This window comes from Bacillota bacterium, from assembly GCA_009711825.1.
GTDB lineage: Bacteria > Bacillota > Proteinivoracia > UBA4975 > VEMY01 > VEMY01.
Genome location: VEMY01000076.1, coordinates 1 through 12973 on the forward strand (window position 1 = coordinate 1; position 12973 = coordinate 12973).

Here is a 12973-nt window from a genome sequence, read left to right on the forward strand (position 1 = left end):
GGTAAGGAAAAACGATCGTAAGGAGATATTGACCCCCTTTGGTTTGCTATCCTACGAAAGAAGCTACTACCGGCATAAAGAGAGTAAAAACTACTGTTATTTGGTGGACGAAAAAGCCGGGATTACCCCGCATTCCCGTGTAAGTGAAAGCCTCAAAGCAGTGCTGTCTGAAGCGTGCAGCGGAATTTCGTATGAAAAAGCCACCCTCCAGGTCAGCCGTTACAACCCCGAATTAAAGGTCAGCAAGCAAACGGTGAGCAATTGCGTAAAAGCCTTTAAAGCTAAACCGCTTACAGAGCCAAAGGAAAAACGCAGAGTCCAGGAATTGTATATTGAAGCTGATGAAGATCATCTCAAAGTCAGGGGCAAGAGAGGCGCTCAGGCTCGGCTAATCTACATCCATGAGGGGGTGGCTGAATATCCGCGTCGCCACCTGGTCAATGCCAGATACTTCACCACCGTTCAAAAGAAGCCGGAAGAATTTTGGATGGAGCTCTGTGACTATATAGAGGCCCATTATGATCTTGACAACCTGTCGGCGATCTATCTATCCGGAGACGGCGCACGTTGGATTCGAGCAGGACAGGGGTATATTCCTGGCAGCACATTCATCTTGGATAAGTTTCACTTGGCAAAGTCCATAACACAAGCTACAGCCCATGCCCCTGAGTTAAAGAAAGCCGTCTATCGAGGGATTAAGCAAGGGAACAAGCAGACTGTTCTACAGCATCTGGCGGAGGCGTTAGAATTAGCCGAAACGAGCCCGAGACAGGAAAGGGTCTGTGCCACCATCAGCTATATTGATAACAATTGGGATGGGATTGAATCTGCTACGAAATATCCTCATGTAGGGTGTAGCGCAGAAGGCCATGTCAGCCACATCCTATCTGCCAGGTTGAGCAGCCGTCCTATGGCGTGGAGCAGGCAGGGAGCAGAAAACATGGCGTCAATGCGATCGGTCCAGGCAAATCGGGAGTCTATTCGTGACCACTATCTAGCCAGGCAGCCTGCAGCCCCTGCCATAGTCGAGCTGAAAACGACAGTCCAAAAAGAGTTAAAGCGTTTAAGGAAAAAAGCACTGGGTAAGGAAAACCATAACAACGTTCCACTTTACCAAGGAGGCAGTAATTTCACCCGACAAGCCTTAAAAGGCTTAAATAGCATTACCGCTATTTAAGCATACGAGGTTCTTCAAAAAACCTACAATGACTTGACACGATCCTGAATTGGTGCTTGGTTGCCAGTGTGCATGGATTGGTGTTAAAATGAGGGATAGCGATTTAGCAAGGGGTGGAGATAAATGTTCAAGATGTTCAAGGGCTTGTTGACCGGGGATGATGCCCGGGAGATCAAGCGCCTGATGCGGATTGTGGAACAGGTGAACGGGCTGGAAAGCAAGTTTGAGGCGATAAATACTGACAGTTTGCCGGCTGTGACCGGCGAGTTTCGGGAGCGGCTGGAAAAGGGTGAAAAGCTCGATGCGTTGTTGCCCGAGGCCTTTGCTCTGGTCAGGGAGGGCGCCAAGCGGGCTCTGGGCCAACGGCATTTCGACGTGCAGGTCCTGGGCGGCATCGTTTTGCACCAGGGGCGGATTGCCGAGATGAAAACCGGTGAGGGCAAGACCTTGGTGGCGACAATGCCTGCCTATCTCAACGCCCTGCCCGGCAAGGGTGTGCACGTGGTTACTGTCAACGATTATCTGGCCACCCGGGACAGTGAGTGGATGGGCCAGATATACAAGCTCCTGGGCCTGAGTGTAGGCCTGGTCGTTCATGGTCAGGAACCCGGAGAGCGCCGGGAGGCCTACCAGGCAGACATTACATACGGGACAAATAACGAGTTTGGCTTCGATTACCTCCGCGACAATATGGTGCTTTATAAGGACCGGCTGGTGCAGCGGCCGCTGAATTATGCAATTATCGACGAAGTGGACAGCATCCTGGTGGATGAGGCCCGGACACCGTTGATTATCTCCGGCTCAGTGGATCAGGATACCAGCCGCTATTACCGTTATGCCCGGATTGTGCCACGGTTGAAGCCGGAAGAGGACTACACGGTGGACGAGAAAGCCCGCACCGTCACCCTGACCGAAGAAGGGGTGAGCCGGGTAGAGGAAGCCCTGAATGTGGAGAACCTCTTTGACCACGAGAATATGGAAGTTTCTCACCATGTGAATCAGGCCCTGCGGGCCCATGTCCTGATGAAGCGGGACAAGGATTATGTGGTCAAAGACGGCCAGGTAATTATCGTCGACGAGTTCACGGGCCGGTTGATGTTCGGTCGCCGCTATTCCAACGGCTTGCACCAGGCGATTGAAGCCAAGGAAAATGTGAAGATTGAGCGGGAAAGCCAGACTCTGGCCAGTATAACTCTGCAAAACTACTTCCGGATGTATAAGAAACTGGCCGGTATGACTGGTACCGCCAAGACCGAGGAAGAGGAATTCCGGAAAATTTACGGCATGGATGTGTTGGTGATTCCCACCAACAAGCCGATGATCCGTAGAGATATGTCCGATGTGGTTTACCGCTCCAAGCCCGGAAAATACCGGGCTGTTGTGGAAGAGATTGCCAACCGCCATGCCAGCGGCCAGCCGGTGCTGGTGGGGACTATTGCCATCGAAGACTCCGAGTACTTGAGTAAGATGCTGAGCAAGAAGGGCGTACCCCATAATGTGTTAAACGCCAAGCATCATGAGCGGGAGGCGGAAATCATCGCCGATGCTGGGCAGAGGGGCACGGTGACGATTGCCACCAACATGGCCGGTCGGGGGACCGACATCGTCCTGGGCGAAGGCGTGCCCGATTTGGGCGGCTTGCATATCCTGGGCACCGAGCGGCATGAGTCCCGCCGGATTGACAATCAGTTGCGGGGCCGGGCCGGACGGCAGGGCGACCCCGGTTCCAGTCAATTTTACATTTCCCTGGAAGATGATTTGATGCGCCTCTTTGGTTCCGACCGCTTTAAGGGCATACTGGAGAAAATGGGGATGGATGACGATATGCCCATCGACCATCCGCTGCTCTCCCGGGGAATTGAGACTGCCCAGAAGCGGGTGGAATCCCGAAACTTTGATATCCGCAAGCATGTTCTGGAATATGACGATGTGCTCAACAATCAGCGGGAGGTCATATACAAGCAGCGTCGTCAGATTCTCGAAGGTGAGGATCTCAAGCCCCAGGTCCTGAAGATGATGGACGAAGTGATTGAAGGCGCGGTTGACACCTGGGCCAGCAATGATGTCTATCAGGAAGAGTATGATCTCAAGGGTTTGCTGGAGTTTGCCAACAACAGCTTCCTGCTGCCCCAAACCGTCAGCGAGAAGGATCTAGACGGTCTGCACCGGGATGAGATTCTAGAGCTCTTTAAACAGAAGGCCCGGGAGCTCTATGCGCACAAGGAGAAGAGCCTGGGCGAGGATGTTATGCGGGAGCTGGAGCGGGTTGTGGTACTGCGCACTGTGGACAGCAAGTGGATGGAGCAGCTGGACGCAATGGACGATCTGCGCCAGGGTATCAACTTGCGGGCCTTTGGGCAGAAAGACCCGCTGACCGAATACAAGTTTGAGGCCTACGACATGTTCAACAACATGATCCAAAGCATTCAGGAGGAAGTCGCCCGTCTGATTCTCCGGGTCCAGCTTGCCACTCGGCCTGAGCGGCGTTCGGTGGCCACGGCCAATCCGACACCGCCCAACGACGGGACTGCGGTTCACGGACCCAAGCAGGCGAAATCCAAGAAGGTTGGTCGTAATGACCCCTGCCCCTGTGGCAGTGGCAAAAAATATAAGCGCTGTTGTGGCGCCAATTAGAGGTGATTAACGGTGTTGACAGAACTGATAGCAGAACTGCGCCAGCTCTCCAAACGCATCGAAGAAATGGGCGTCTCCCTTTGAAGTAGCTGCCAAAGCTAAGGATTTGGCGGCCCTGGAAGAAATCATGGGCGCGCCGGATTTCTGGAACGATACTGAGTCGGCCCAGAAGACCATTGGCCAGGCCAATGCCCTCAAGCAGATAACCGAGCCCTATGCCGCTGTGCGGCGGGAGTGCGGAGAGCTCCTGGAGTTGGCCGAATTGGCCCAAGCTGAGGACAGCACGGATTTGGTAAAGGACATCAGCGCCGGGCTGGTCCAAGTAAAGAAGCAGCTTAGTGATTTGGAACTGGCCCAACTTCTGGGCGAAAAGTATGACCCCCACAATGCCATCATTGCCATCCATCCTGGCGCCGGCGGTCTGGAATCCCAGGACTGGGCCGAGATGCTGATGCGCATGTACACCCGCTGGGCAGAGAAACGGGGCTTTGCTGTGGAAATTTTAGATTATCTGCCGGATGTGGAAGCGGGTATCAAGAGTGTGACTTTGTTGGTCAAGGGCAGTTACGCCTATGGTTATCTGAAGGCGGAAAAGGGTGTGCATCGCTTGGTGCGCATTTCTCCCTTTGATTCCTCCGGACGGAGGCACACATCCTTTGCCTCGCTGGACGTGCTGCCGGAAGTGGATGATGACGCTGAAATCGAAGTGAACACCGATGATTTGCGGGTGGACACGTACCGAGCCAGCGGCGCCGGCGGCCAGCACGTGAACAAGACCGATTCGGCGGTGCGGATTACCCACCTGCCCACCGGAATTGTCGTCCAATGTCAGAATGAGCGCTCCCAGCACTCCAACCGCCTGGCGGCAATGAAGATTCTGCGGGCGCGGTTGGCGGAGAGGCAGCGCCAGGAGCAGGAGGAGGAGCTGGCCAAGTTGCGGGGCGAGCAGCGGGAGATTGGCTGGGGCAGTCAAATCCGCTCCTATGTATTCCATCCCTACAGCCTGGTCAAAGACCATCGCACCAACACCGAGGTTGGCAATGCCAATGCGGTGTTGGACGGCGATCTGGACAGCTTTATCGATGCCTGGCTGCGCTGGCAGGCCGGGGCTGACAGGGAGGTGTAGTCTGTGGCCTATCATAAGAAGACTGCCCAGTACTATGATTATTTTGTGGATAAACGGGATTTACCGTATTTTCGCCGCCTGATGCTGCAATTGGGCGGCCCTGTTTTGGTGCCGGGCTGCGGCACCGGCCGGGTAGTGTTTGATCTTATCAGCGCTGGGCTGGAGGTGGTGGGTGTTGATAACTCACCATATATGCTGGATGTGGCCCGGGACAAGCATGACCGCTCGGGCCCGACCATTAAAGGACGTCTGGAACTGGTGGAGGCGGACATGGTGGACATGCCGCTGCGTCGGACTTTTGCCAGTGCCCTGGTGGCGGGGGGCAGCTTTGCCCATTTGCTCACCCTAGCGGACCAGGTCAGTTGTCTTGTGAGCATCAACCGCTTGCTGGATTCTGGCGGCAAATTGGTTCTGGATCTGTTTCCGCCGGATATGACCTTGCTTACGGACGGAGCCACCGTTAGCAAAGTGGTCCACATTGATGGCGGGGTTTCGATTCTCAGAACTATACATCGACAGAGTGATCTTAATCTACAACGGTGTAATTTGACCGTTATTTACGAACAATACAAAGGCAATGTGCTGGTGGAGAGGGTGCTGGATGAGTTGGCAATCAGTCTGCTCTTTCCCCGGGAGGTGCAATTACTTTTGGAACATACTGGCTTCAAGGTAGAAAAAATCAGCGGCGATTTGCAGGGCGGAAGCTTTTCCGCGACCAGCAAGCGCATGATTGTGGTGGCAAGTAAGCATGACGATACTCGCTAGATTGAAGCGAATTCGCCTGCCCCGTTTCCGGGAAGTTGTGGGCATCGCTCTGGGTTGTGCTGTTGTTGCCCTCAGCTTAAACCTGCTGCTGGTGCCGGCGCAGATTGCCCCCGGCGGCGTCAGTGGACTGGCGGTTGTTCTCTACCACTTGTTTGGACTGCCGGTGAGCGTGGTTTTGCTGGTGGTAAATATTCCTTTATTTGTCCTGTCCTGGTTTGTCCAGGGCTCGCGCTTCGGCATCAATACATTGCTGGGCTCGCTTTTATTGCCGTTGTTTGTCGAACTGACGGCGGGTCTTTCGCCGGTCACCGGCGACTTGTTGTTGAACGGCATCTACGGCGGGATTGTCATGGGCATCGGCATCGGTATTGTGTTCCGGGCCCATGGCAGCACCGGCGGCACCGCCTTGACGGCGCAAATGCTCAGCAAGTATACTGGGTTTACAGTCGGCCAGATTTTGCTGGGCATTGACTTTGTGGTGGTGGCCCTGGCGGGATTTGTCTTTGACGCCGAACTGGCGATGTATGCGCTGATTGCCCTGATGGTCTGCACCCGGGTTATCGACCTGGTGCAGCAGGGCCTGCGTAACGCAAAGGCAGCGTTTATTATCAGTGCCAACCCGCGGGTGATTGCCCAGACGATACATGAGGAGTTGCAGCGGGGAGCGACCATTTTGGACGGCCACGGCGCCTGGAGCGGCCGTGAGCTGGAAGTGCTTCTCTGTGTTGTCAACTCGGCGGAGATCACCCGTCTTAAGACCGTGATTAGCCGCATTGACCCCCAGGCGTTTGTAATTGTAACTGATATTCAGGAAGTTCAGGGTGAAGGATTTAGCAAATAATAACTTAGAGGTGAATGACGTGACCGAATACGCGCATCTGGCGGCTATTGCCCGCCGCATCCGCCGACATATCGTAACCATGGTTACCGAAGCGGCGTCAGGACATCCCGGCGGTTCTTTGTCGGCGGTGGAGATTCTCACAGCTCTCTATTTCCAAGTGATGAAAGTTGACCCTGATCGGCCTCGCTGGGCTGAGCGGGATTTGTTTGTGCTCAGCAAGGGCCATGCCTCGCCGGTCTTGTATGCTACCCTGGCGGAGCGTGAATTTTTCCCCGCAGAAGATCTCTTAAGCTTCCGCAAAGTGGGCAGCTGCCTGCAAGGCCATCCCGACTGTAAGGCGATTCCCGGCGTCGATATGACCAGCGGCTCCTTGGGCCAGGGGTTGAGTGTCGCCAATGGCATGGCGATGGCCGCCCGCTTGGACAAAGCCGATAAATGGGTCTACGCTCTTATGGGCGACGGCGAGCTGCAGGAAGGCCAAATCTGGGAGGCGGCGATGACCAGCGCCCACTATGGCCTGGACAATTTAATTGCGTTTGTCGATTATAACGGTCTGCAGATTGACGGTGATGTTCAGGATGTAATGAACCCGCTGCCAATCAAGGAGAAGTTTGAGGCCTTCAACTGGCATGTCCAGGAGATTGACGGCCATGATTTTGGCGAAATTTTCGCCGCTATTGATATCGCCAAAGCCGCGGTGGGTAAGCCCTCCCTGATTGTTGCCCGCACTGTCAAGGGCAAGGGCGTGTCGTTTATGGAAAATGAAGCCGGCTGGCATGGGAGTGCTCCCAGCCGCGAACAACTGGCCCAGGCCCTGGCTGATTTGGAGGTGGAATAATGGGCAAAATTGCAACCCGTGATGCCTATGGCAAGGCCCTGGCCGCCCTGGGCGAAAAGCGGGAGGATATCGTTGTATTAGACGCTGACCTTTCGAAATCCACCAAAACGGCAAATTTCGCCGCCGCATTTCCCGAGCGTTTCTTTAACATCGGGATTGCTGAGACAGATATGATGGCCACCGCTGCCGGCCTGGCCGCAGGTGGAAAGCTGCCATTCGCCAGCACGTTTGCAGTATTCGCCGCCGGCCGCGCCTACGATCAGATCAGGGCTTCGATCGCCTACCCGAATCTGAATGTGAAGATTGCCGCCACCCACGCCGGCCTTACTGTCGGTGAGGACGGCGCTACCCATCAAATGAACGAGGACATCGCCCTGATGCGGGTGCTGCCCAATATGACGGTAGTTGTGCCCGCCGATGGTCCCGAGGCGTCTGCCGCTACCCGCGCTGTGGCCGAACACCACGGCCCTGCCTACCTGCGTCTGGGCCGCCCCGGCGTGCCGGTGGTCAACGGCGAAGATTATAAGTTTGAGCTGGGCAAGGGTGTGCTGCTCAGGGACGGCGATGACGTGGTAATCTTTGCCTGCGGCTATATGGTGCATCAGGCCCTGGAAGCGGCAGCGCTGCTGGCCGATGAAGGAGTAAGTGCCGCTGTGGTCAACATTCATACCATCAAGCCCCTAGATCGTGAGTTGGTGGTGAAGATGGCCCGCCGTTGCGGCCGGGTAGTCACAGCTGAGGAACATAGCATTTACGGCGGTTTGGGCAGCGCCATCGCCGAAGTGCTCAGCGAAGAACATCCAACGAAAATAACCCGGATCGGTGTCCGGGATGTGTTTGGCGAATCGGGCAAGCCAGCTGAGTTGATGGAGAAATACGGCCTAACCGCCGCCGCAATCGCCAAAGCCGCGAAGTAGTTTATTTGGGGACAGATCTTAACCCTTATGTCTAGCATCTGGGGCAAGATCTGTCCCCTTTCCGCTGCGAGGCCTGTCCCTGCCGATGGGGACAGACCCTAGCCACGAAGCATTACTCTGAAGAAGGGCCTGTCCACTTTCCTTTTCCTTTGTGCCCCAGAACACAGACAAAGATTGTCGAAACATGTATTATATCAGTGAATCTAATCGAATATCTAATCCTTCTAATCGCCCCCCACTTAGAGAGGGCAATTTTGGGTTCGACAAAGTCGAGCCTTTTTTCTTTTTCAAAAGGGTTTTTCACCTCAATTGTCGTATATTACCATTGGCGATATTGTGGAGGTGAACAGGTGAGCACAATCTTTATAGATTTTTTAGAGGGACTGGGAACGATAAAGCATTATCAACAGGCTGAAATTATTGATCTCGATGATTTGCCGCCGGATCATGTTTTTCTGGTGATGGACGGAATAGTAAAGCACACATTTTACGGCGCAACGGGAGAAGAGACCGTATATATGATCCTAAAAAAGGGCGCCATATTTGGCGAGATTACCTATTTTCGCCAGGACAAAAATATGGTGCTTACCCAGGCCATGAGCAACTGCACAATTGCTGAAATCAATTCGTCAGAGTTTGAACAGGTGCTGGCCGCTCATCCCGAGTTGTATAAGCATATTGCAGAGTTAATGGCTTGGAAGATGCGGGTGGTAATGTCCCAGATAAAGGATTTGGCCTTTGGCTCCGCTGGTCAGCGGGTAGCCCGGCGCCTGCTTCACCTGGCAAAATATCATGGCACTTCCCAAGAGGACGGCAGTGTTTTAATTGACCTGGACCTCACCCATCAGGAACTTGCCAATATGGCTTCTGCATACCGCTCCACAGTTTCCAGGGTTCTTAACGCCATGCGTAAACACGGTCTGGTTGAAACGAAGCGCAAACAGATAACCGTCCTCGATCTCGATGGTCTAAAAAACTGGCAAGAGTAAAAGCTCCCTTTGACGAGGGAGCTTTTTTTAGACACGTCTTTTATCCCAGCTTCACACCCAGGGGGACGGGGCGGTCCGGTTGAACCAATACAACACCTGCTTTGGTGTACACTCCCAGGACCAGCACTTCGGAGGAAAAGCCGGCAATTCTCCGGGGCGGGAAGTTCACCACACCCAGGACCTGACGCCCCTCCAGCGCTTTCGGTTCGGGATAACACTCGGTGATCTGAGCACTGGATTGTTTGGTGCCAATTTCGGGACCAAAATCTACCCAGAGTTTATAGGCCGGGTTGCGGGCTTCGGGGAAAGTTTCGGCCTTGACGACTTTGCCTGCGCGGATATCTAATTTGTGAAAATCAGTGATTTCCGCCATTCACTACACCTCCTCCAACCAGCGGGTGACCTCGGCCACCGGTTTCCGGGGCCGCATATCCGGAACTTCATCGGGGTAGCCAATCGCCACCGCCGCCACCAGTTCATCACTCCGGCGTAAGAGTTCTGCCAGCTCCCGTTCGGCGTAGAACACATCGCAAATCCAGAGGCTGCCGAGGCCGTAGGCCTGGGCCTGGAGCAGCATGTTCTGGATTGCCGCTCCCAGCGACTGGGTATCGACAGAATACATATAGCGGTTAACGCCACTGTGCTCAGCATCGGCCTGCCAGAGGGGATTGTAGACCATCACCAGATATGCGGCCTCGCGCATCACCCGGGCGCTGTTTTTGGCGCTGCCAGCAGGAATTCCTGACTCTTTGGCGCGTTCGGCGCCCGCTTCCACCAGGTCGGCGACTTTGCTCTTGGCCGTTCCCGTGAGGACGATGAATTCCCAGGGTTGCCGGTTTTTGCCCGATGGCGCCACTGTGGCAGCATGGATAATTGACTCGATTAGTTCTTTTTCCACCGGCCGGTCGGCAAACTTTCGAATGCTGCGCCTAGCGCTGAGAACATGTAACATTTCCACCACTCCTCGCTAAATTGATTAAACCATTTCCTGCCCAGTTCATTGGTTTAAGACTGGAGATATCCGAAAACGTGGTGCTTTTCCATGATATCCCTCTTCTTAGTTTGATTCTATAAATCACAAAAATATCCTCTTTGAAGTTAATTGCAATTCATGCCCAGGTTGGCATTCCATCAATATCGTGGCTGGGGGAGGAATATAATACTTATGTGTCAAGGCAGGGTTTTGAGCGCCACGTGTCGTAATCTTATTGTGGATAGTATGACCGGCAGCAAGCGGTAAAAATATTTTTCCCGACAGGGAAGGTAAGGAGTGGAGTCAGATGGCTGGAACAATGAAGGCTCTTGTGAAAACAGGCGCAGGCCCAGGCGCCAGTTTGCAGCAAGTTCCAATCCCGAAACCGAAACCCGGTGAAGTCCTAATTAAAGTTACTGCCGCCGCGATTTGCGGCACCGATGTCCATATTTATGGCTGGGATCAGTGGTCTGCGGGTAGGATAAAGCCGCCGCTGATTTTTGGTCACGAGTTCTGCGGCGAAATTGTCGAGTTGGGTGAAGGCGTCAAGGATGTGCCCATGGGCAAACTGGTCACTGTGGAGGGCCATTTTGTCTGTGGTAAATGCTATTATTGCCGCACCGGTCAGGGCCATATCTGCCAGGATGTGGAGATTATCGGCGTGGACACCGACGGCTGTTTCGCGGAATACGTGGTCGCCCCGGCGGAAAACGTCTGGGTGCTGGATGAGGACGTGCCGGTGGAGGTGGGCGCCATTCATGACCCCTATGGCAATGCTGTCCACACAACACTGATTGACGAAGTTGTCGGAAATACAGTTCTGGTTACCGGTTGCGGCCCGATCGGTGTTGCTGCCGTGGCGATTGCCAAAAAGGCCGGGGCGAGCCGGGTCTATGCCACCGATGTCAACGAGTACCGTCTGGATTTGGCCCTGAAAATGGGCGCCGACAAAGTATTCAATGTCAGCGAAGTGAACATGGTTGAGGCGCTGATGGAAGAAACCGAGGGCGCCGGTGTCGATGTCCTACTGGAAATGGCGGGGCATCCCAGCGCTATCAATGATGGCTTTTCCGTCTTGCGCAAAGGCGGTTGGGCAGCGCTTTTAGGAATCACCCCGGGCAAAACGGTAGATATCGACCTAAACGACGGAATCATCTTTAAGGGCGCCACTGTCTATGGGATTAACGGGCGCAAGATGTATCACACCTGGTATAAAATGCAGGCGCTGCTGCGGGCCGGCTTGGATCTGACGCCGATGATCACCCACCGCTTCAAGTTTGAGGAGTTTGAAAAGGCATTTGAACTGGCAAGCAGCGGGAAAAGTGGTAAAATAATATTGTATCCGTAAAACACCCCGTGAAAGGAGATTTTGATGACTAACAATTACCTCGGCTTCATCGAGCCGGAACTGAACGAACTGAAGGAAAAGGGACTGTACAAAAACATTCGCACTTTGGAGGGTGCCCAGGGCGCCTGGGTGCAAATTAACGGCAAAAAGGTGCTGAACTTCTGCTCCAATAACTACCTGGGTTTTGCCGCCCACGAGCAGATTTGTCAGGCAGCCAAGGATGCAATAGATAAGTATGGCGTCGGCCCAGGCGCGGTGCGTACCATCGCCGGCACCATGACTATCCACGAAGATCTGGAGCGGGAGCTGGCTGCATTTAAAGGTGTGGAATCCTGTCTGGTGGTCCAGTCGGGCTTTAGCGCCAACCTCTGCGCGATTCCCGCCCTGGTGGGCAAAGGCGACACCATCGTCAGTGACGAGCTGAACCACGCCAGCATTATTGACGGGGCTCGTCTCAGCCGGGCAAAGATTCGTGTTTACGCACATAACGATATGTCGGCCCTGGAAGAAGTGCTTAAAGAGGACTTAGAAGGCCGGGTGCTGATTATCACAGACGGTGTCTTCAGCATGGACGGGGACATTGCACCCCTGCCGGAAATTGTCAAATTGGCCAAGAAATACGGCGCCATGACCTATGTTGACGATGCCCACGGCGAAGGCGTTGTCGGCAAGGCCGGCCGCGGCATCGTCGATCATTTTGACCTCCACGGCCAGGTGGACGTGGAAGTGGGCACCTTCTCCAAGGCGCTGGGTGTCATGGGCGGCTGCATCGCCGGCAGCGCCGAGATTGTTGAGTATATCAAGCAAAAGGCGCGGCCCTTCACCTTTAGTTCCGCTCTCACCGTGCCCGACACCGCCGCTACTTTGGAAGCGGTTCGTATTCTGCAGGCAAGCGGCGAGCTTGTAGAAAAACTCTGGGATAACGCCCGTTACTTCCAGCAAGGCGTCAACAAATTGGGCTTTGACACCGGCAAGACCGAGACACCAATCACGCCGGTAATGATTGGCGACGCCCGGGACGCCAATGAATTTAGCAAGCGTCTCTTGGAAGCTGGAATCTTTGCCACCACCATTGGGTTCCCGCTGGTGGCCCATGGCAAGGCGCGGATTCGGGTTATGATTTCCGCCGCCCACAGCAAGGAAGACCTGGACTTTGCTCTGGATGTGTTCGGCAAGGTCGGCCGGGAACTCAATCTGATCAAGTAAATACCAACTCCCAGTCCCCGGACTGGGAGTTTTATGTGCGACGGGCAGTCGCGCCGCTGTAGACACACTACAGCAAGCTGGTTATGAACGACAGCGGTCAAGTTACCATATGTAACAACTGGTCGAGAGTCGGGAAAATCAGTAGAATCTCGAAGGTGC

General features: G+C 54.3%; 12 protein-coding genes. 10 read left to right on the forward strand and 2 right to left on the reverse strand.

Going from position 1 to position 12973, the window contains the following annotated elements; translation table 11 throughout:
- The 8 genes from FH749_16070 to FH749_16105 all read left to right on the forward strand — a co-directional run.
- Window positions 1-1177, forward strand: a 1177-nt coding sequence (locus FH749_16070; protein MTI96959.1) for an ISLre2 family transposase, incomplete at its 5' end; no start/stop codon positions are given.
- A gap of 123 nt (window positions 1178-1300) precedes the next feature.
- The gene (gene secA / locus FH749_16075; GenBank protein ID MTI96960.1) at window positions 1301-3811 is read left to right on the forward strand and encodes a preprotein translocase subunit SecA; all 2511 of its coding nucleotides are present in this window, start codon (window positions 1301-1303) and stop codon (window positions 3809-3811) included.
- Window positions 3812-3877: 66 nt separating this feature from the next.
- A protein-coding gene (gene prfB / locus FH749_16080) for a peptide chain release factor 2 (protein MTI96961.1) occupies window positions 3878-4937 on the forward strand; the annotation gives its coding sequence in 2 pieces (ribosomal slippage) (window positions 3878-3892 and window positions 3894-4937; 1059 coding nt in all).
- A 3-nt stretch (window positions 4938-4940) separates the two neighbouring features.
- Window positions 4941-5702, forward strand: a complete 762-nt coding sequence (locus FH749_16085) for a class I SAM-dependent methyltransferase (protein MTI96962.1) — start codon at window positions 4941-4943, stop codon at window positions 5700-5702.
- On the forward strand, window positions 5686-6543 hold the full coding sequence (locus FH749_16090) for a YitT family protein (protein ID MTI96963.1): 858 nt from the start codon (window positions 5686-5688) through the stop codon (window positions 6541-6543). The genes FH749_16085 and FH749_16090 overlap by 17 nt, the downstream gene beginning before the upstream one ends.
- Window positions 6544-6562: 19 nt before the next feature.
- Complete coding sequence (locus tag FH749_16095; GenBank protein MTI96964.1) at window positions 6563-7381, forward strand: transketolase; 819 nt, start codon at window positions 6563-6565, stop codon at window positions 7379-7381.
- Window positions 7381-8298, forward strand: coding sequence for a transketolase family protein (locus tag FH749_16100; GenBank protein ID MTI96965.1), 918 nt, complete (start codon window positions 7381-7383; stop codon window positions 8296-8298). Before FH749_16095 ends, FH749_16100 begins: the two co-directional genes overlap by 1 nt.
- Before the next feature lie 350 nt (window positions 8299-8648).
- On the forward strand, window positions 8649-9287 hold the full coding sequence (locus FH749_16105) for a Crp/Fnr family transcriptional regulator (protein ID MTI96966.1): 639 nt from the start codon (window positions 8649-8651) through the stop codon (window positions 9285-9287).
- Window positions 9288-9327: 40 nt separating this feature from the next.
- Here the strand turns inward: FH749_16105 and FH749_16110 are convergent, their stop codons facing one another.
- Window positions 9328-9660, reverse strand: a complete 333-nt coding sequence (locus FH749_16110; GenBank protein ID MTI96967.1) for a tRNA-binding protein — start codon at window positions 9658-9660, stop codon at window positions 9328-9330.
- Window positions 9661-9663: 3 nt separating this feature from the next.
- Entirely contained in the window at window positions 9664-10239 is a 576-nt protein-coding gene (locus tag FH749_16115) for a nitroreductase (GenBank protein ID MTI96968.1), read from the reverse strand.
- Window positions 10240-10567: 328 nt separating this feature from the next.
- On the opposite strand from FH749_16115, the gene FH749_16120 reads away from it, so the two are divergent.
- A complete protein-coding gene (locus FH749_16120; GenBank protein ID MTI96969.1) occupies window positions 10568-11608 on the forward strand; it encodes an L-threonine 3-dehydrogenase in 1041 nt (346 codons plus the stop codon).
- Window positions 11609-11632: 24 nt separating this feature from the next.
- Complete coding sequence (locus FH749_16125; protein ID MTI96970.1) at window positions 11633-12814, forward strand: glycine C-acetyltransferase; 1182 nt, start codon at window positions 11633-11635, stop codon at window positions 12812-12814.
- The last annotated feature ends 159 nt before the right edge of the window (window positions 12815-12973 follow it).